Genomic DNA, 18,252 nt, shown 5'->3' with positions numbered 1-18,252 from the left:
GCGAGTCGCTTACCAGAGGTTGATGATGTGGTTGTTGCCTTCTTCCTCTTTGGGCGGGGTCTTCTTTCTGGCGGGGCGCCGAGTGCTGCTTCGTCGCGTGGCGCGGCGAGGCGCCTTCTTGACGGTGGGGTCGGTGAAGTCCTGCTGGATGCGGAAGATCGTCTCGTCGTAGCCCAGGGCGAGCTCGTAGGAGGGGCGCTTGGGCTCGAAGAAGGGGGAGCCATCGACGCCGGGCTCAAAGGCCGGGGTGTGGATGGAGACCTCGGCGGTGCGTCCGGGGATGCCCTCAAAAGCGAACTGAGCGACGCCGCGATCGTCGGTGCGGGCGACCTCCTCGCCATTGAGATGAACGGGGAGGTTGTTGCAGGCCCCGTCCTTGATGCGATCGTCGCAGTTGGCCTGGACCCAACCCATGTAGGTGTGGCGCAGGGAGATGACTTTGGTCTGGAGGGTCAGCGGCAGGCTGGAGAGCTGGCCGCCGATCGTCTCGGTGACGCGGAGCTGATCGACAATCTCACCATTCTCGGCCACGCGGTAGCCTTCCGGGGCGATGACCTTGAGCGAGACCTCGGTGCCGGGCGTCTCCACCAGGGTGGCTTTGAAGATGCCGTCGGCGTCGGTGAAGCCGACGATCTGGCCGTCGAGCTCGACGGCCGCAGCGCCGATGGGGGCGTCTTCGGGGCCGGTGACCTGAATGTCGATCGGGAACTCGAACTCCGGCGGAGGAGGGGGCGGGCCCTGGGGCTCGGATTCGCAGGCGCTGAGCATCAGGCCCAGCAGGGCGAGGAGCGAGAGCGCGCCGAAGGGGCGCAGGTAGCGAGAGGTGCGGGTATGGGGCTTGAGCATCGTAGGCTCCGGGGCGCGTCGTGGGGGCGGTGGTGCGATCACTGCTCGGTGTCGTCTTCGTTGAGGGTCACGGTGACGACTTCGGCCGAAGAGGCCGCCTGGATAAAGTCATCGGCGTTGGCCGAGGGATCGATGGCGCTCAGCTCCTCGTAGTTTCGGCGGGCCTGGGCGACGAGCCCCTTATCGAGGTCGGCTTCGACGCGATCGCGCAGATCTTTGACGTGGTCTTTGATCTCGCGGTTGTCGTAGATCTCGCGCCAGAGGGCCAGGTCGTCTTCGGCGGGCACCTTCTGAGCGCGGATCACCTGTGTGATCGCTTCGAGCGCAGGCTCGTAGCTGTCGAGCTGTTCGCTGCGGCGAGCTTTGTCGCCTTCTTCTTTAAGCTCGCGGGCCCGTGCGCGCAGCTCGTCGAACTGATCTTCGGTGATCTCGGCCGGACCGCTGGCCGGCGGGTTCTGCTTGAAGCTCTGGGAGATGGTCAGGCGCTGGTCAACGACGACGTTGCCGGGGAGGGGGACTTCCGGGGCGTTGGCCTGGGCTGCGGGATCTGCGGCGGCTGCGGGAGCGGTCGGGTCTGCGGCGGCTGCGGGATCGGCCGGGTTTGCGGCGGGAGCCTGTGTGCCGGGCTGCGCCGGCGCGGCGGCCTGCTGCTGAGGTTGGGGGGCGGGCTCACCGCCCATAAACATCATGGCGACCAGGGTAAGCATCATCAACGCGGCGACGCCGCCGATGACGACCTTGATATCGAGCCCGCCGCTGCCGCCGCCGGACTTGAGTGCCGCGGCGAAGTCGGCGGGCGTCTGCTGACGCTGGGAAGGATCGGGGTTGAGCGCGGTTTGCAGAGCCTGCGCCAACTTCTGGTCGCTGAGCTGCCCGAGGCGGGAGCTGTCGAGGGGGAGGCCCGTGAGCGCGGCGGTGGCGACCGCCGCCAGGCTGAAGACGTCGGTGGCCGGTGAGAGCTGGCGCTGGGCCGGGGGAAACTGCATCTCGGGGGGGCCGAAGGCGCCCAGGCCGCCGCGGTCTTCAAAACGCAGCATGTCGAAGGGCTCGACCATCGCCTCGCCGCCGGGGGTGATCCAGACCGCGTCAGTGGTGAGGTTGGCGTAGGCGAGCTGCTGGGAGTGGATGGTCTCCAGGACCTCCGAGACGGACTTGAGCCAGGCGATGACCTGCTCGGGGTCTTGAGGGCCCTGTTGCTGGATGATCTGGGTGAGGCGGGTGCCCTCGGGGCGGTCGATCTCGACCCACATGCCGGACCTGGAGACGAACATGCCGTTCATGGGCACCAGGTTGGGGTGGCGCAGGGCGTGGAGCTGGGCGATGCGCTGACGCAGCGGGGTGGACATCTGCTCGGCCGGGCCCTCCCAGACGCGCTTGAGCACGACGGGGCGCCCGAGCTGGTTCTGGGCGAAGATGAGCGTGATCTCGCCGCGCTGGATGGCGTCGGGGGTGAAGATGTAGCCGCGCTGCAGATCCTGGTCGTTCTCAATGGGGTCGCCGCCGGAGGCTTCGGCGCCGGCCATCAGCGCGTTGACGTCGACGAACTGGGTGTTGCCGTCGTAGCCGGCGGCCTGCTGCTCGGGGGTGTAGTGGGCGGCTTGCTCAGCGAAGTCGGCGATGTTCACAAACTGGGTGCTGCCCTCGTAATCCGGGGCGTCATCACCGATGTAGACCTGATGGTCGCCGGAGCCGCCCATGGAGGGGGCGGGTGCGGCCGGTTGGGCGGCGGGCTGGGAGTAGCCGCCGTAGTCCGGGGCGCTGCTGGTGATGTGGTCGCTGTCGCCGCCCTGGCCGCCCATCATCTCGGGGGGCAGCTCAAAGAGCTGGGTGGCCTCATCGGAGGGGCCGTCGAAGGTGGGCGGCGGAGCGAATTGAGGCTCGGGCCCGCCCTGAAGCGCGTTGAGATCGACCATCTGGGTCTTGTCGTCGGCGTCGGATTCAAAGCCGCCGTCGCCTCCCTGCTGGCGCTGGTTGGCGCGGTCGATGAGGCTGCGGCGGGCTTGTTTGAAACGATCGTCGGACATGTTCAGGCCGTAAAAAGAGGGGGCGCAGGCTGCGGGATCATCCCGGGTGATGCGTCATTGAGGATCAGTCGCGAGGCTTGGCGAACCAGCGTTCATCGATGGGCAGGCCGCGCTCGCGGATGGCGTCGATGAAGGTGGGGAGGTTGCCCATGCCGATGTGTTCGCCGATGACTTTGCCGGTCTCGGGATCGTTGCCGCGGTTGCGGAAGACGAAGATCGGGCGGATGCGGTACTCGCCGCGCTCATCGAGGCCGAGAACCTCACAGATGTGCGTGATCTTACGGCTACCGTCGTTGAAGCGGCTGGTCTGAATGATGACCTGGATGGCGGAGGCGACCTGGCTGCGCAGGGCGGCCAGGGGCATGTCGACCTCACTCATCATGGCCATTGTCTCCAGGCGACGCAGGGTGTCGTCGGGGTAGGTGGCGTGGGTGGTGGACATGGTGCCACCGTGCCCGGAGGTCATGGCCTGGAGCAGGGTCAGCGCCTCGCCGCCGCGGATCTCCCCGATGACGATGCGGTCGGGGCGCAGGCGCATCGCGGAGTGGAAGAGGTGCTCGATCTCGACGGCGCCGCGCCCTTTGGCGTCGGGTCCGCGGGTCTCGAGCATCAGGCAGTGGGGCTGCTGCATCTGAAGCTCGGAGGAGTCTTCGATGACGATGATGCGGTCATCGTCGCTGATCAGCGAGCTGACGCAGTTGAGCAGTGAGGTCTTGCCGGAGCCGGTGCCGCCGGCGACGATGATGTTGCGCTCCATCTTGACGCAGATGTCGATGAAGTTGGCCGCCTCGCGGGTGATCGAGCCGTAGCTGATGAGCTTGTCGATGGTCAGGTCGAACTTGCCGAAGCGGCGAATGGCCATCGAGACGCCGTTTCGGGCGCAGGGCGGAAGCACCACGTGAACACGGCTCCCGTCGGGGAGGCGCGCGTCCATGCGGGGGTTGAGCTCGTTGAGGGTTTTGCCGACGAACTGAGCGATGTTTTTGGCACCGCCCATCAGGTCGTCTTCGTTTTCGAACTTCGCGTCGGTCTTTTGCAGCTTGCCCTTGACCTCGATCCAGATGTCGTCGGGACCGTTGACCATGATCTCGCTGACGGAGTCGTCATCGAGGTAGGGTGTGAGCACGTGGAAGTAGCGCCGAATCGATTGTTCGAAGATTTGCTGTGGGATCATGGTGACTGCTTACGTGGGGCGCGCAGGGCTCAACGGGTGAGCGATCTGGTTGCGTAGGTCGCGCAGCATATGCGCTGCAGCGGATCGGCGGGCGTAAACGATTGTCATCATCGCGGAGTATATACAAGCGCTCAAAGGAGCGTCAATCGGGCAGCCCACGGCCCGCGGGGCAGCTTGTGAGGGGGGGGAGGGCGTGCTAAAGCGGCGCGGGAATGCGGCCAGAAGCCGTGATGTTGAGGCCGAGCCGAAGGCCGGTTGTAGCCCGACGCGCAGCGGTTGCGCGCGGGTGTGGGCCTGAGACGTTCAGACGGTGGTTGAGCCGATGTTGAAGTTTATCGACAGGTCGATTTTTCCGGTGGTTGCGGCGCTGGCGGTGCTGAGCACGCTTGTGGCGATGGGGCTGATCTTCTTTTACGCGCCCGTCGAGCAGACGATGGGCATCGTGCAGAAGATCTTTTATGTGCACGTGCCCTCGGCGATGGCCTCGTATGCCGGGTTTACGGTGACGGCGGTGTGCAGCCTGATCTACCTCTTTTCGCCGCGGGATCACTGGGACCACGGGGCGGTGGCGGGCGCGGAGCTGGGGCTCTTTTATTGCATCTTTGTGCTCATCAGCGGGCCGCTGTGGGCCTACAAAGCGTGGGGGACGCCCTGGACCTGGGATCCGCAGCTGACGGCGACCTTTGTGCTCTTTCTGCTCTACGGGGGCTATGTGCTGTTGCGCCATTTTGGTGGGAGCAGCCTGCGGCTCAAGAAGATCGCGGCGGTGCTGGGGGTGATCGCCTTTGTGGACATCCCGCTGATTCATTATTCGGTGCGGATCTGGGGCGGGTTGCACCCGGTGGTGGAACGGGAAGGGGGCGGTGGGCTGGCGCCGGATATGGCGCAGGTCTTCGGGGTGAGCATGCTGGCGTTTTTGCTGATGTTCGCCACGCTCTTGTGGCTGCGTTTTCGGGTGCGCTGGCGGGAGGCGGAGCTCGATCGTCTGTACCTTGAAGTGGAAGATCTGGCGCGGGTTCGCGAGGCGTAACGACACGATGGCGCGGCCCGAGCGGGCCGTTTCGATGTGGCGCGTAAGGAGTAGAGTGATGACGACGTTGTGGAACGAAAAGACAGGCGCGCTGGTGGCGTTTTTGGTGGCGATGGGGGCGTCGGTGCGGGCTTCTGCGCAGGGGACCGGGGCGTCGCTGGCCTCGCAGGACACCTCGGTGCCGGGCGGGACCCTTTTGATGATCTGCTACATCGTGTTGTGGGTGATGATTGGCGGGTATGTGTTTTTTGTGATGCGCCGGCAGAAGGCGTTGGCCGAGGATCTGGAGCGGCTTGAGAGCCGGCTCGATGAGGTGCTGGGGACCGGCGCGCAGGGAGATGTGTGATGGCGAGTCGGAGTGAGGCGTTGCGGGTTACCCCGGTGGTGGGGGCCCGGGAGCGGTTGGCGTTTGCGCGTTTTGGTCGGGAGATCGGAAAGGGAGATCCCAATCACCGGACCCTGCCGGATCTGGTGGTCTGGAACGATCTTCGGCCGGGCGGAAACCCCTGGTTTGAGCACGGCGAAGCCCAGCTTTTTCTGGCGCGGCGAGGCGACCGGATTGTGGGTCGCATCTCGGCGCAGATCGATCAGGAGCATCTGAAGCGCTACGAGGATGACGCCGGGTTTTTCGGCTACTTCGACTGCGAGGATGATGCGGAGGTGGCGCAGGCGCTGCTGAATGCGGCCGCTGACTGGTGCCGGGCCCGGGGCATGGTGAAGATGCGCGGGCCTTTTTCGTTCTCGATCAACGAAAAATGCGGGCTTCTGGTCGAGGGGTTCGACACGCCCAACTACGTGATGATGCCGCATAACGCGCCCTATTATGAGGCGTTGATCACCGATGCGGGCTTTGAGGGAGTCAAGGATCTCTACGCGTGGCGCTACCACCGCGAAGATCCGCCGGAGTCGGTGCTGCAGATCGCCGACGCGGTGGCGGAGTATCCCGGCCTGGTGGTGCGCCCGCTGAATATGGATGACATCGAGGGGGACCTCGAGATCATCATGGATATCTTCAACGACGCCTGGTCGAAGAACTGGGGCTTTGTGCCGTTGACGCGGGCTGAGGTGCACGCGATCGCGCAGCAGTTCAAGCTGATCGCTGATCCGAACCTCTGCCTGATCGCGGAGGTGGAGGGTAAGCCTGCGGCGATGGCGGTGGCGCTTCCGAACATCAATGAGACGGCGGCCGACCTCGACGGCAAGCTCTTTCCGCTGGGGTGGGCGAAGTTGCTCTACCGGCTCAAAGCGAAGCCGCCGAAGACATTTCGGCAGATTCTGCTGGGCGTTAAGCGCGAGTACCGCGGGAGTGTGCTGGGGGGCTTGAGCGTGCTGCTCTACGTGACGATCCACCGCACGGCGTATTCGCGGGGCTACCAGGAGGCCGAGGCCAGCTGGACGCTCTCGGATAACGACCGCATCAACCAGGGGATGGCGTTTATGGGGGCGGAGCATTACAAGACCTACCGCATCTACGAGCGGGAGATTTAGGTTCTTGCGGGCGATGTGTGTGCGGGTTTGAAGCGGAGGCAAACGATGCGGGTGTTTCTGACGGGTGGAACGGGGTTTGTGGGCTCGCACGTGGCCGAGGCGCTTGTGGAGGGCGGCCATGAGGTGGTGGCGCTGGTGCGGGCGAGCTCGGATGTGCGGCATCTGAGCGCGCTGGGGGTGGAGCAGGTGGTGGGCTCGATGGGGGCGCCCCGGGCGCTGTTTGAGACGTTGAAGGGCTGTGAGGCGGTGATTCACGTGGCGGGGATGACCACGGGGAAGAGCCCGCGGGAGCTCTTTGAGGTCAACGGGACGGGCAGTGGGACGTTAGCCCGGGTGGCGGCCGAGGCCGGAGTGGGACGATTTGTTTACGTGTCGAGCACCGCGGCGCAGGGGCCGGGCCAGGGGAGAGAGCCGCGGCCGCGGGGTGTGCGGCCGCAGCCGGTGAGCCACTACGGGCGCAGCAAGTTGATGGGGGAGGGGGCGGTGCTGGCGGTGCGCGAGCAGATGGGCGTGACGATTCTTCGGCCGCCGCCTGTGTATGGCCCGCGCGACCGCGATATGTTTCAGGTCTTTCAGCTGGCGAAGTTCGGGGTGGGGCCGGTGCTGGGGGATGGGTCGCGCTGGTTGAGCGTGATTCATGTGCACGACGTGGCGCGGGCGGCGCTGCGCTGTCTGGAGGATGAGGGCACCGGCAACGTCTATACGGTGGATGACGGGGGGCGTTACACCTGGCGCGATCTGACGCGGATCGTGGGGGAGGCGGTCGGGAGGCGGCCGGTGCATCTGCCGATCCCGCAGGCGCTCTTCGGGGTGGCGGCGGTGCTCAGTGAGGCGGGGGGCAAGGTGGTGGGGGCGACGCCGATCTTCAACACCGACAAGTATGCGGAGATGTCGCAGCAGTCCTGGGTGTGCGGGCATGAGGCGATCGCCGAGAGGCTGGGGTGGGCGCCGAGCTTGCCGCTTGAGGAGGGGGCGCGGCAGACCGCGCAGTGGTATCGGGAGCAGGGCTGGATCTAGGGTCTTTTGACCAGGGAAGAGCAAGCGCGATGTGGTTGTGTTCGCGGCCAGGTGAGGTCAGCGACACATTTGCGTTTGACGCCTGTTGAGGTCCGCAAAGCGGTTGGGTTCGCGGGGGGATGAAGGTCAGCGACGTGGTCGCGTTCGCGGGGGGATGAAGGTCAGCGAGGGGGGTGATGTTCAGGTTGAATCAAAAAGGCCGCCCGGAGTGCCGGGCGGCCTTTTTTCGATCAGGTTGCTCCGGTGACGATCGTGTCACGCCACCATTGCTGTGATGTGAGCGGCGTTACATCTCGTCGAGGGTCTCGATGCCGAGGATTGCGAGGCCTGCGCCCAGGGTGTTCTGGACGGCGCGGGCCAGGAGGATGAGGCCATCTTTGCGGGGGCCATCGAGGTCGACGATGCGGTGGTCGGCGTCGTTGTAGAGGGTGCTGAAGGTTTTGGAGATGTTGAAAAGGGCCTCGGTGATGCGACCGGGGGAGAGCTGGGTGGCAGCGGCCTCGATGGTGCGGGGCCAGTCCTGGAGCTGGCGAATCACAGCGAGTTCGAGATCGGTGGAGAGGCTCTGGAGGGCGGTGTTGCGGGCCTCATCGCTGAGCTCGGGCCAGCCGCCGAGTTTGCGGGCAATCGAGGAGATGCGCGCGTAGCTGTAGAGGCAGTAGGGGCCAGTGCGACCCTGGAAGTCGATGGACTTCTGGGGGTCGAACTGCACGGTGGAGCGCGGGGAGAAGTCGAGGATGAAGTATTTGAGCGCGGCCAGACCGATGACGCGGGCGCGGTGGGTTTTGTCGTCGTCGGAGAGCTCGGGGTAGCGTTCGGCGACCGCCGATGCGGCCAGGGCCTCCATCTCGTTCATCAGGTCGTCGGCGTCGACGACGCGGCCCTCGCGGCTCTTCATCTTGCCGTCGGGGAGCTCCACCATGCCGTAGGAGAGGTGGTTTAAGTTGCCTTCGAGCTCGGGGCGCAGCATGGCGAGGATGCGGAAGAGGACGTCAAAGTGGTAGTTCTGCTCGTCGCCGACGACGTAGATCATGCGCTCGACGTCGTACTCATCAAAACGTGCCAGGGCGGTGCCCAGATCCTGGGTCATGTAGACGCTGGTGCCGTCGCCGCGCAGAAGCACCTTCTGGCCCTGGAGGCCGAGGGCTTCGAGGTCGCAGACGACCGCGCCGTCGTCGAGTTTTTTGAATTTACCCTGCTTGAGGCCCTCTTCGACGATGGATTTGCCGAGTTTGTAGGTGTTGGACTCGTAGTAGACGCGGTCGAAGTGCACGCCCAGGCGGCTGTAGGTTTCATCGAAGCCGTCGAAGACCCACTGGTTCATGGTCTTCCAGAGGGCGACGGTGTCGGGGTCGCCGGCCTCCCAGTCGCGGAGCATCTGGCGGGCGTCGCCACCGAGCTCGCTCAAGGTGTTGAAGTAGGTGTCTTTGAAGTCGGCGAAGAAGGCTTCTTTGAGCGCGTCGGCGTCGTCGCCGTGGGTTTTTCTGGCGTCTTTGCTCTCAGGGGTGGCGAGCCAGGAGGCAAAGCGCTCTTCGGCCTCGTCGGTGGACTGCCAGGCGCGGTACTCCTGGCGGAACTCCTGATCAAAACGCACGTAGTACTTGCCGACGAGGTGGTCGCCCTTCATCCCGGCGCTCTCGGGGGTCTCACCCTGTCCGAAGCGCTGGTAGGCGAGCATGGACTTGCAGATGTGGATGCCGCGGTCGTTGATGAGGTTGACGCGGGTGACGTGGTGGCCGGCGAAGTCGAGGATGCGGGCGACGGAGTCACCGATGAGGTTGTTGCGCACGTGGCCCAGGTGCTGGGGCTTGTTGGTGTTGGGGGCGCTGAACTCGATCATGATCTTGTGAGGATCGAGGACATCGCGGCCGAAGTCGTCGCCGAGCTCGAGGGCCTGGGAGGTGACGATGTTGGCCAGCTGCGCGGGGTTGAGGCGCAGGTTGACGTAGGGGCCATCGGCGCTGACGGCGTCGATGAGGGGATCGTCGGCAATGACGCCCTGAAGGTGTTCGGCGAGCTGAGCGGCGATCTGGGGGGGGCCTTTGCGCAGGTGGCGGGCCAGCAGGAAGACGGGAAATCCGCGGTCGCCCATGGCCGGATCCGGCGGGTTGGCCAGGGTGATCTGCGAGGCGATCTCGGCGGGGATCTCGAAGGCGGCCAGGGCCTGATCTTTGAGCGCGATGAGGTGGGATTCGATCTGGGCGATGCGCATGGACTCTCCGGTGGGTGCCCTCTACGTGAGCCCCGAGGGGGCAAAAAAGGGCGAAGACGGTGCGAGACGAGGCAGGGCTCGTCGAAGGTTTTGATCGGGGCGCCGGGGCATTGTGGCGCGCCCGTTAAAGTTGGCGCCGACGCCGGGTCACCAGGGCTCTCCGGGCGACTGAGGGCGCAGAAGATAGGAGTGGCGGGCGGCGATGGCAAGAGGGGCAAAGGGCCGGCGTTTGGTGACGTGGCGAGGGCGTCTAAATTAGGGGTGGAGCGCGACCGGTTACCCTGAAGGGCATTGAGGGTGACGGGTCGAGACGACAAGATCACTTGCCGCGCGGTGCCCGAAGGCCCGGCGGGGGCAGACGGTGGCGCGGGTATTCAGCGACTCGGCCTGGGCCGCTCGTCAGCCGGTCGCCAACGTCAGCAGGGGAGTACGAGATGGCGAACAAGGAACAGGAACGTGGACAGGAGTATCGCAACGAGCCGGTCACGGGCGCGCATGCCTATGGTGAAGAGATCATGATGGAGGGGGCGGCGATTGTGGATCGCCCCGTCTCACAGATCTCATGGGGAGCGGTGTTTGCGGGGGTTTTTGTGACCTTCGTGGTCTTGATGCTGCTCAACGTGCTGGGGCTGGCGATCGGCGCCGCAAGCTTCGATATGTATCAGCCCAACCAGGGCGGTGAGCTGGGGCTGGGGGCGGCGATCTGGTGGACGGTCAGCGCGCTGCTGGCGCTCTTCGCCGGGGGCTGGGTCACCGGTCGGATGAGCGGGGTGCATCATCGTCAGGAGAGCCTGCTGCACGGGATTGTGACCTGGGCAGTGACGGTGACCGCGCTCTTGCTGGTGGTGGGTACAGCTTTTGGTCAGCTGGTCGGCGGCGCGTTTAGTTTTCTGGGCCGCACCGTGGTGGGGGCGGCCGGCGCTACCGAGGTCCTGGGGCAGCTGGAGATTCAGGCGTTGCAGCAGGGGTTGAGTGCGGAGCAGCTCTCGCAGCTTCAGGCCGACGCGATGATGATCGGTCAGGAGGCGTCGACGGCGATGGCGGCGGCGTCGTTCTGGGCCTTTGTGGCGATCTTGCTCGGGGCGCTGGCGTGTGCGTTTGGTAGCAGCCTGGCGTCGTCTTCGTTGAGCGAAGAGGAGTATTATGAGCGGGGCGGCACCAAGGCCCACCGACGCCTGCGCACGCGTGAGGTGTGAGTTTGAGGGCGAAATCTCGGGCTGAAGTGAGCGTGATGCTCCTGGCAGTGAGGCCGAGATGAACGCCCGCTACGGGATGGGCAGAGCCCCCGGCGCTGAGGCGCCGGGGGCTCTTTTTTTGAAAAAAAATAAAGGGGGGACGCAAAGCCGGGCGTCGGGCTGCGACAACAGGGGGACGGGGCCCGGTGTGGGCTTCGCGGGAGGTCGCCGGTTGGCCCCCCGAGTGTGCGGATGTGATCGTTCGACGACTGAACTAAGACAAGGGGCGCGTGGCGAGGCCACGAGACGCCGATGATAAGGAGGGGATATGCGTGTTGATTCCTATGTAGGGAAATGTGGGCTTGTGTGGGTGGGCGTGGTCATGGTGGCGATGCTGAGCGCGGGGTGTGGGGGGAGCGACGAGGTGGCTGCGGCGGCGTCCTGGCGAGGCGATGTGATCCCGGTGGGTGATGCGTCGGAGGTGCCGGGGAGCGGGAAAGGGGATGGCCCTGCGTCGCTGGAGGGTGAGGGGGACGTGCCGCAGACGGGGGGCGAGAGCCCCGCGGAGGTGGTACGTGATGAGGTGGTTGAGGAGGACGCGGTGTCGGTGCGGGACGAGCGGGCGCATCGCTGTCGGGTGACGTGCTTTAAGGTGATGTGGTGCCAGGAGAGTTCCGAGGCGATGGTCTCGTGCGTGGAGATGTGTGAGCTGGAGGAGGAGAGCGGCGCGGTGAAGGAGCCGGTGGTGCGTTGTCTGGAGAGGGCTGAGACGTGTCGGGAGGTGGATCGCTGCCACCGTCGGTTGGAGATCTGCGATGAAGTCTGCGGGGCGAAGCATCATTGCGGGCAGTGGGATGATACGCGGGGGGATTGCCATCTGTGGTGCGCCGAGGAGGTGTGGTCGGGGCGGCTGACGTGGGAGAATCACGGCTGCGTGACCGAGCAGGCGCGGGGGATGCGCTGCGATGCGCTGGACGTGGAGCGCTGCGGGTTGCGCGAGGTGGAGGAGGGGAAGGTGTACGGGGGATGAAGCTGAGGGTGTGGTGGGTTGGAGAAGGTTGACCGGGGCGCCGGGCCGCGTAGGGTGTGCGCGCGATCGGAGGTCGGCGATGTTGGGCGCCCCGGTGTGGGACTTCTTCAACGAGAGAGTGTGAGACGTGAAGTTACGAAAGCCGGGCAATACGACGTATAACCTTTTGCACGGGCTGCCGCTTGTGCTGCTGGCGCTGGGGCTGATCTTCGGGGTGCATATGGGCTACCAGGTGGCCGTGGGGGAGCGGGAGGCCGACGCGGGGCTGGCGATCGCGGGGTTTATCCTGGTGTATTTTGCGTACCGGGCGCGCTTTTCGATGCAGATGCTTTTTGTGAACGACGACGCGCAGGGCTGAGGGGAGGTCAGCCGTGAGCGGGGGCGTTGAGGGTCTGCAGGATGGCGTCTCGGAGCTCGGTGAGGCGCTCGGTAAGCGAAGGTGCATCGTCGGGGGCGTTGCGCCAGCGATCGAGGAGGCCTTCGCGGGCGACGAGCGCGGTGTCGCCGTGACGGACCAGGCGAGCGCGCTGGAGGACTTCGAGAAGCTCGTGGGCCTTTAAGGTGCGGCAGTCGTCGGCCTGATCGCGGCAGTGGGGGACGTGGTCGGCCGGGTGAAGATCGAGGGCGAGGGCCAGCTCGTTGAGGGCGTCGATCAGGGGGCCAAGCTCCCGGCCTCGCCACCAGAGGCGCACGCCGTACATATCATCGGTGAGGGTGAAGAGGTGACGGCCGGCGCGATCGCAGCAGGTGAGCATGGCCATGATCATGGCCACGTAGGGGTTGCAGGTGACGATGAGTGTGGCCAGCTCCGGGCTCTTTTTGGAGGCCAGGGCCAGGGTGGTGGGGTTGAGGGGGATGGAGCCGAACCAACGAGCCGGTTGGTCGGGGACATCGTAGGAGGCGCGCTGCCAGCGCTTTTGAGGCAGCGGTTCGCCCCGCAGATAGAGCAGCAGCTGGGCGGGGAGGCCCACCTGGATGGCGGTGCGTGAGGAGAATTTTCGGGCGCTAAACGCGCTCAAGAAGCTCTGGCCCTCAAAGGAGAGGGCGGCGTGGGATTGGGGCAGGGGCTGGCCGGTGGTCCAGTCGAAGTCCTGCCTGTTGTAGGCGTAGCCGAGCATGGCGGCCAGGGCGGAGGCGCGGCGATCGACGGTGGCCGCGGCCAGGGTGGTGTGGGCGGCGATGGCGCGGCGGCAGGCCTCGCGGGTGGCGGCGGGTTCGGGGTGATCGGCGAGCTCCGCGCGTTTGAGCTGGTGAACGGTGCGCACGAGCTGTCGGGAGAAGAGGGCGTTGGCGAAGATGCGGGGCCGTGCCGGCGGGCTCAGCGCGAAGCGTTGCCCCTCGTTGCTCAATCCCCACTCTCCGCCGCCCTCCAGGGTGGCCAGGCCCAGCCAGCGGGCGAAGTCGGCGTAATAACGCGCGGTGCGCGGGTCGACCTCCATGGCTTCGGCGATGGCGTTGAGCTCATAGGTGCCTTTGTGAAGCTGGTCGATGAGCGCCAGGAGGGTGCCCAGGTTGTTGGCCTGGGGGGCCTCGGAGATGTCGTCGAGAAGATCGAGCTGGGGCTTCTCGGAGATGTCGTCAAAGGTGTCGTTCATCGCACTACTCTAGCGCAGAAGGGAGCCCGGGGCGACGCCCGCGTTTTGCAAGCGCCGGGGCTGTGTTATGGTCCGCGCCGAAACCACCGCTGAAGGGCGCCGGGAAGCGACGAAGGTCGTGCGGCCCGAGAGCGAATGACCACGACATCAAGAACAAGCATGGGAGCGACCCGATGCCTACAACCCAGAAGATGATCACCGTGACGTTGATGGCCTGCGCGCTGTGGGGATGCAGTAAGACCGAGGCGCGGGTGCTCGATGTGGTGACGCATGAGATTGAGAAGTGCCGCGCGTCGGAAGACACTTTTTATGAGGTGAAGCTCCACGGCGATGAGACCTACGAGGTGCTCACCCAGACCTGCCACGAGGCGATCTCGGAGGTGGAGATGGCCAGCGAATGGCGCGGGCTGGTGACGACCGGGCCGGTTTCGTGGATGGCCGGTGAGGACAGCGCGACGCGTGCGTTTGTGCTGAGCAATGTGGAGTGGCCGGAGCTCGATCGCGCGCTGCGGATGGCGAACAACCCGGAGGCCAACGCCAAGTCGCTGGCCGAGGCTGAGAAGAGCTTTGCGGCGGCGCAGGCCGAGTATCCCAAGAGCGGCTGGGTGCGTCTGGCTCGCCTGGATAACCTCTTGAAGTTGCGTGAGGAGACGCGCTCGGGCACCGAGGCGCCCGAGACGCTGGGTGAGGAGGCCACGGCAGTGATCGAGGAGATCGACGCCTGGGCCAAAGAAAGTGGTGACCTCGAAGTCGCCGCCGAGGCTCGCCTCAAAGCCATCGCCTACTACGAGCGCTACATCACCCGTCAGGAAGGGGCGCTGGAGTCGTTGGGGTCGCGCACCCCGTGGTTTGAAGCGGCGATCGAGCAGGCGAAAAAAGACGGCGACACCAAGACGGTGGAGGAGTACTCCAAGGAGCTTGAGGAGCGTCTGGCGCGGGAGCCGGCTGAGCGTGAGGCGCTGGAGGTGCGCCTGCATCGCCTCAAAGAGCTGCGCTGTGAGCAGAGCACGGCGTTGAGCGTCAGCGGCGTGGAGGACAATGCGCTGCGTGAGACGATCAGCGCGAAGCTCTCGGCGATCACCTGCCCGGTGCCGGCGCGGGTGGCGGCCGATGCCGAGGGCGCGGCGGAGTAAGCCGACGTCGCAGACGCTGAGTCTGCGTTGAGGATGTTGGCCTCATCGAATCGACCCGCCACGTGTTGTGGCGGGTCGATGTCGTTTGGGGACGTTGCGGCCCTAAGGTCGGGGGAGTTTCAGGGGAGGAGGAAGTCGCTTAAGGCGCGGTTGAACTCCAGCGGGGCGTCTTCCATGGGGCTGTGGCCGCAGCCTTTGAAGATGTGCAGGCGGGCGTCGGGGATGTCGCGGTGGAGGCGGTGGGCGGTGTCCAGGGGGAGGAGGTGGTCGCGGTCGCCCCAGAGCAGGAGGGTGGGGAGTTCGATGGCGTGGCCGCCGGCGCTGCGGTCGCCGGCGGCGACGAGATCGCTGGCGAGTTTGAGCATGAACTCCAGGCGCGCCGGATGTTTGAGAGGGGCCAGGTAGGCGTCGAGCTCGGTGAGGGACATGCGCGCGCGGCGCCACTGCATGGGTTCGAGGAGGCGGATGCCCAGGCGGTTCATGCCCAGGCTCGCCAGCGATGTGGGCAGCGCCTTGATGAGGGGAGCGGTGCGCGGGGAGGTGCGAAGTTTAAGGCCGGGGCTGACCAGGCTCACGCTCTGGAGGCGATGATCGGGTGTGTTTTGAGCGTGCAGAAAGCTCAGAGTGGCACCCAGCGAGTGGCCGACCAGGTGGATGCGGGGGGCGTCGATGGCCTCGAGGAGAGCCATGAGCCAGTCGGAGAGGGCGTCGAGGGTCGGGGCGATGTGGGCGGCCTTGAAGGTCTGATCGAAACCGTGCGCCGGAAGATCGACGACGATGACGCGGAAGTGCTCCGCGGCCGGCGCGATGGCCATTCGAAACGCCATGGCGTGGGCCATGATGCCGTGCAGAAAGACCAGGGTGTCGGGGCCCTGTCCGCACTCCCACCAGTGGAAGGGGAGACGCTGATAGGGCGAGGGGGTGTAGACCGAGCGCAGGGCGGTCGGTGAAGCGTGAGGCATCCAGGAGGCGGTCATGGCTTTAAGGGGGCCGGGTGGAGGGTGAACATCGGGACCAGAGTGGAGGATAGCGGCGGGAGCCAAAAGGGGAAGTAAAGGGGCGTGCGCTCGTTGAGCGTTGGGAGGGCTGAGAGCGTCCAGGGTTGCCGGGGAGAGGGGGGGCGACTTGACGCTCCCCACCCCCCTTGATAGAACCGCGGGACGTATTGGAAGTGACCCAGGCTGCACCGGCAGCGATGCCCTCAAGGTACGAGGGCTGCGCTGCGAAATGACTGAGCATGCTGCGTCGTCGGGCTGTTGGAGGTTGGTGGATGAGTGCAATGAAACGCCGAGTAGTGAGTCTGTGGAGCGCGCTCAGTGTGTTGACGCTGGCGGCGCCCGCGATGGCCGGCAGCAACGACCTTGAGTTGTCGCGCTTTGCGACCTTCAACGATACGACGAGTGAGTCGGGCTGTACGGAGACCTGCGGGTTTGCCGAGCCGGACGAGGCACTTTTCTACGATCTCTCCCGGGATCTGGGGCAGGTGATGGCGCCGCGCTTTGTGGCCCCGTCGGAGACGTTGGGGCAGGCGGGCTTTGCGGTGATGTTTATGGGGAGCCTCTCGGCGATCCCCCATAATGAGGAGCACTGGCAGCTGGGTGTGCGCGATCGCAACCCGGAGCCCACGCTCTTTACCGGGCATTTGCAGGTGCGCAAGGGGCTCCCCTTCTCGTTTGAGGTGGCCGGTAACCTGGGCTACCTCTACGACAGCGAGATGTTCACGATGGGGGCCGACGTGCGCTGGGCGCTCAACGAGGGGTTTTATTATTTCCCCGACGTGGGTGTGCGCGGGACGGTGAACACGGTGGTGGGCGCACGTGAGCTCAACATGGTCAACGTGGGCTGGGACGTGTCGGCTTCGAAGTCGTTTGCGCTGGGCGGGGTGATGGCGCTGACGCCCTATGTGGGCTTTCAGCAGCTTTACGTGATCAGCTCCAGCCGTGTGCTCAACGCCTATCCGCAGGATCCGCGGCCGCCGCAGTTTAACCCGGACAGCCCCAATCAGGTGTTTGCGCCGGAGTTTGTGTTCAGCCAGGAGCAGATCCAGATCAACCGCTTCCTGGGCGGGCTGCGCATGCACGTGTGGATCCTGAACTTCACGCTGGAAGCGGTCTTTTCGGATACGGTTCAGCAGTATACGTTTGCGGGCGGAGTGGACTTTTAAACTGCGACCCGTCAGCAAGGCTTGAAGGCATGCCAAAGCTCGTAAAGCGTTACGCGAACCGAAAGCTCTACGATACCGAATCGAGCACGTACATCACCCTGGAGAACATCGAAGAGATGGTTCGAGAGGGGGAGGATGTGCGCATCATCGACAACTCCACGGGGGAGGATATTACCAGCGCGACGCTGGCGCATATCGTGCTCGACCAGCAGCGAGCCAACCCGGCGTTTCCGGTGTCGGTGCTGCGGGGGATCATTCAGTCTGGCGAGGAGTTTTTTGCACGGCTGCAGTGGCCGGTGACGCAGTTTCGCGATGAGTTTAAGCGTCGGGCCGAGGCGTTGGAGGAGGGGGGCAAGGCGATCCGTGAGTTTGTGGACGGGACGCAGCGCTCGCTCGACGATATGCAGCGCAGGCTTGACGATCGTTTTCGCGACGCGGTCGATCAGCTGACGCACCTTCCTGAGATGCAGCGTGAGATCGACGAGCTCAAGGAGACGGTTGAGGAGCTCGAGGATCGGCTGGTGCGTCTGGAGGCGCTGGCCGCCCGGGAGCGTCAGAGCTCGAAGTAGTGGAAGAGGGGGGTTGGTTGCGTGGGATTTTCGCGCTAGATTGGCGGCCGAAGTTGGGGCCTAAGCCCGCAAGATAAAACAAGAAATCGAGGCGAGTCGATGATCATCCGGTGTCCCGAGTGTTCGACAGGATTCAACCTCCCCGACGAGCGTGTCAGCGAGAAGGGCGTCAAGCTGCGTTGCTCTCGTTGCAGCCATGTCTTTCGCGTGCGCGCGGGGGAGGGCGACGACGTGGAGATCTTTTATCAGGATGAGGATAACGCCGAGGAGGGCGCTGAGGTGACGTCGTCGGAAGATGCGGGTGAGAAGAAGTTGAAGTTGCCGTCGAAGGGCGGGTTGAGTCTGGGCGGCTCTTCGAGTGCCAACCCCTTTCCGAGCGCGGGCTTGAGCTTGAAGCCGAAGAAGGCGAGCGCGACGGCTGGGGATGATGCGTTCGAGGGGGCGTTTGAGGAGTCTTCGGAGGCCGAGGAGATGGAGGAGGCCGAGGCGGCGACGCCGGCGGCGAAGTTCGGTCCGCCACCGGGGGTGAAGGTGGCCGGGGCGCCTCCGACGGCCGCAGCAGCGCCGGCGCCGGCTGCCGCCGAAGAGGCGGGGCCGATTCTGGGAAATGGCAACGCGGCCTTTGGTGACCCTTCGGAGTTTGTGGACGACTCGTTTGGGGAGGACGGGCCCTATTTTGATCCGAACACCGGCAAGGTGGAGTCTCCGGTGGCCCCGGCGGGTCCGGGGGCCGGTGGACCTCCGGCGGGGGTCCGTCGCCCGGGCGCTCCGGCCGGGCGTGCGGCAGCTCCGGCA

General features: G+C 65.4%; 17 protein-coding genes. 11 read left to right on the top strand and 6 right to left on the bottom strand.

What is annotated here, in order from left to right; translation table 11 throughout:
* Positions 1-9: 9 nt before the first annotated feature.
* The 3 genes from FRC96_RS17715 to FRC96_RS17705 all read right to left on the bottom strand — a co-directional run bounded on the left by FRC96_RS17715 (position 10) and on the right by FRC96_RS17705 (position 4,044).
* Positions 10-846, bottom strand: a complete 837-nt coding sequence (locus FRC96_RS17715; RefSeq protein WP_146976435.1) for a hypothetical protein — start codon at positions 844-846, stop codon at positions 10-12.
* A gap of 38 nt (positions 847-884) precedes the next feature.
* Positions 885-2,870, bottom strand: a complete 1,986-nt coding sequence (locus FRC96_RS17710; RefSeq protein ID WP_146976433.1) for a protein kinase domain-containing protein — start codon at positions 2,868-2,870, stop codon at positions 885-887.
* Positions 2,871-2,934: 64 nt separating this feature from the next.
* A complete protein-coding gene (locus FRC96_RS17705; protein ID WP_146976432.1) occupies positions 2,935-4,044 on the bottom strand; it encodes a CpaF family protein in 1,110 nt (369 codons plus the stop codon).
* A 322-nt stretch (positions 4,045-4,366) separates the two neighbouring features.
* Here FRC96_RS17705 and FRC96_RS17700 point away from each other — a divergent pair, with 322 nt between their 5' ends.
* The 4 genes from FRC96_RS17700 to FRC96_RS17685 are packed head-to-tail and all read left to right on the top strand — an operon-like array spanning position 4,367 to position 7,579.
* On the top strand, positions 4,367-5,074 hold the full coding sequence (locus FRC96_RS17700) for a cytochrome c biogenesis protein (RefSeq protein ID WP_146976430.1): 708 nt from the start codon (positions 4,367-4,369) through the stop codon (positions 5,072-5,074).
* Between the two features lie 58 nt (positions 5,075-5,132).
* On the top strand, positions 5,133-5,420 hold the full coding sequence (locus FRC96_RS17695; RefSeq protein WP_230470397.1) for a CcmD family protein: 288 nt from the start codon (positions 5,133-5,135) through the stop codon (positions 5,418-5,420).
* Positions 5,420-6,562 carry a hypothetical protein gene (locus tag FRC96_RS17690; RefSeq protein WP_146976426.1) on the top strand — a complete coding sequence of 381 codons (1,143 nt, stop codon included), beginning with the start codon at positions 5,420-5,422 and terminating at the stop codon, positions 6,560-6,562. Before FRC96_RS17695 ends, FRC96_RS17690 begins: the two co-directional genes overlap by 1 nt.
* Positions 6,563-6,607: 45 nt before the next feature.
* Positions 6,608-7,579, top strand: a complete 972-nt coding sequence (locus tag FRC96_RS17685; RefSeq protein WP_146976424.1) for an NAD-dependent epimerase/dehydratase family protein — start codon at positions 6,608-6,610, stop codon at positions 7,577-7,579.
* 286 nt (positions 7,580-7,865) lie between these two features.
* Here the strand turns inward: FRC96_RS17685 and argS are convergent, their stop codons facing one another.
* A complete protein-coding gene (argS, locus tag FRC96_RS17680) occupies positions 7,866-9,791 on the bottom strand; it encodes an arginine--tRNA ligase (protein WP_146976422.1) in 1,926 nt (641 codons plus the stop codon).
* A gap of 434 nt (positions 9,792-10,225) precedes the next feature.
* Between argS and FRC96_RS17675 the strand changes: the two genes are divergently transcribed.
* The 3 genes from FRC96_RS17675 to FRC96_RS17665 all read left to right on the top strand — a co-directional run bounded on the left by FRC96_RS17675 (position 10,226) and on the right by FRC96_RS17665 (position 12,354).
* Positions 10,226-10,987 carry a hypothetical protein gene (locus FRC96_RS17675; RefSeq protein ID WP_146976421.1) on the top strand — a complete coding sequence of 254 codons (762 nt, stop codon included), beginning with the start codon at positions 10,226-10,228 and terminating at the stop codon, positions 10,985-10,987.
* A gap of 307 nt (positions 10,988-11,294) precedes the next feature.
* Complete coding sequence (locus tag FRC96_RS17670; protein WP_146976419.1) at positions 11,295-11,996, top strand: hypothetical protein; 702 nt, start codon at positions 11,295-11,297, stop codon at positions 11,994-11,996.
* Between the two features lie 127 nt (positions 11,997-12,123).
* Complete coding sequence (locus tag FRC96_RS17665) at positions 12,124-12,354, top strand: hypothetical protein (RefSeq protein ID WP_146976417.1); 231 nt, start codon at positions 12,124-12,126, stop codon at positions 12,352-12,354.
* A 7-nt stretch (positions 12,355-12,361) separates the two neighbouring features.
* On the opposite strand, the gene FRC96_RS17660 is transcribed toward FRC96_RS17665, so the two are convergent.
* The gene (locus tag FRC96_RS17660; protein ID WP_146976415.1) at positions 12,362-13,591 is read right to left on the bottom strand and encodes a hypothetical protein; all 1,230 of its coding nucleotides are present in this window, start codon (positions 13,589-13,591) and stop codon (positions 12,362-12,364) included.
* A gap of 173 nt (positions 13,592-13,764) precedes the next feature.
* Here FRC96_RS17660 and FRC96_RS17655 point away from each other — a divergent pair, with 173 nt between their 5' ends.
* Positions 13,765-14,724: a hypothetical protein gene (locus FRC96_RS17655; protein WP_146976414.1), complete on the top strand. Its 960-nt coding sequence runs from the start codon at positions 13,765-13,767 to the stop codon at positions 14,722-14,724.
* A 119-nt stretch (positions 14,725-14,843) separates the two neighbouring features.
* Here the strand turns inward: FRC96_RS17655 and FRC96_RS17650 are convergent, their stop codons facing one another.
* Entirely contained in the window at positions 14,844-15,686 is an 843-nt protein-coding gene (locus FRC96_RS17650) for an alpha/beta fold hydrolase (RefSeq protein WP_230470396.1), read from the bottom strand.
* Positions 15,687-16,003: 317 nt separating this feature from the next.
* Between FRC96_RS17650 and FRC96_RS17645 the strand changes: the two genes are divergently transcribed.
* The 3 genes from FRC96_RS17645 to FRC96_RS17635 all read left to right on the top strand — a co-directional run.
* Positions 16,004-16,888, top strand: a complete 885-nt coding sequence (locus tag FRC96_RS17645; protein WP_146976405.1) for a hypothetical protein — start codon at positions 16,004-16,006, stop codon at positions 16,886-16,888.
* Between the two features lie 29 nt (positions 16,889-16,917).
* The gene (locus tag FRC96_RS17640; protein ID WP_146976401.1) at positions 16,918-17,457 is read left to right on the top strand and encodes a polyhydroxyalkanoate synthesis regulator DNA-binding domain-containing protein; all 540 of its coding nucleotides are present in this window, start codon (positions 16,918-16,920) and stop codon (positions 17,455-17,457) included.
* Between the two features lie 99 nt (positions 17,458-17,556).
* Positions 17,557-18,252: zinc-ribbon domain-containing protein (locus tag FRC96_RS17635; protein ID WP_230470395.1), on the top strand; the 696-nt coding region annotated here is incomplete at its 3' end.

The organism is Lujinxingia vulgaris, from assembly GCF_007997005.1.
GTDB lineage: Bacteria > Myxococcota_A > Bradymonadia > Bradymonadales > Bradymonadaceae > Lujinxingia.
The sequence above is the reverse complement of the archived record's forward strand: the minus strand, read 5'-3'. Positions and strand labels throughout refer to the sequence as shown.

Bases quoted from the DNA above. Each gene is read 5' to 3' on its own strand.
- FRC96_RS17715 (WP_146976435.1), bottom strand. From the start codon at position 846: ATGCTCAAGCCCCATACCCGCACCTCTCGCTACCTGCGCCCCTTCGGC.
- FRC96_RS17685 (WP_146976424.1), top strand. From the start codon at position 6,608: ATGCGGGTGTTTCTGACGGGTGGAACGGGGTTTGTGGGCTCGCACGTG.
- FRC96_RS17675 (WP_146976421.1), top strand. From the start codon at position 10,226: ATGGCGAACAAGGAACAGGAACGTGGACAGGAGTATCGCAACGAGCCG.
- FRC96_RS17655 (WP_146976414.1), top strand. From the start codon at position 13,765: ATGCCTACAACCCAGAAGATGATCACCGTGACGTTGATGGCCTGCGCG.
- FRC96_RS17690 (WP_146976426.1), top strand. From the start codon at position 5,420: ATGGCGAGTCGGAGTGAGGCGTTGCGGGTTACCCCGGTGGTGGGGGCC.
- FRC96_RS17695 (WP_230470397.1), top strand. From the start codon at position 5,133: ATGACGACGTTGTGGAACGAAAAGACAGGCGCGCTGGTGGCGTTTTTG.
- argS (WP_146976422.1), bottom strand. From the start codon at position 9,791: ATGCGCATCGCCCAGATCGAATCCCACCTCATCGCGCTCAAAGATCAG.
- FRC96_RS17645 (WP_146976405.1), top strand. From the start codon at position 16,004: ATGAAACGCCGAGTAGTGAGTCTGTGGAGCGCGCTCAGTGTGTTGACG.
- FRC96_RS17700 (WP_146976430.1), top strand. From the start codon at position 4,367: ATGTTGAAGTTTATCGACAGGTCGATTTTTCCGGTGGTTGCGGCGCTG.
- FRC96_RS17670 (WP_146976419.1), top strand. From the start codon at position 11,295: ATGCGTGTTGATTCCTATGTAGGGAAATGTGGGCTTGTGTGGGTGGGC.
- FRC96_RS17705 (WP_146976432.1), bottom strand. From the start codon at position 4,044: ATGATCCCACAGCAAATCTTCGAACAATCGATTCGGCGCTACTTCCAC.
- FRC96_RS17640 (WP_146976401.1), top strand. From the start codon at position 16,918: ATGCCAAAGCTCGTAAAGCGTTACGCGAACCGAAAGCTCTACGATACC.
- FRC96_RS17660 (WP_146976415.1), bottom strand. From the start codon at position 13,591: ATGAACGACACCTTTGACGACATCTCCGAGAAGCCCCAGCTCGATCTT.
- FRC96_RS17650 (WP_230470396.1), bottom strand. From the start codon at position 15,686: ATGCCTCACGCTTCACCGACCGCCCTGCGCTCGGTCTACACCCCCTCG.
- FRC96_RS17710 (WP_146976433.1), bottom strand. From the start codon at position 2,870: ATGTCCGACGATCGTTTCAAACAAGCCCGCCGCAGCCTCATCGACCGC.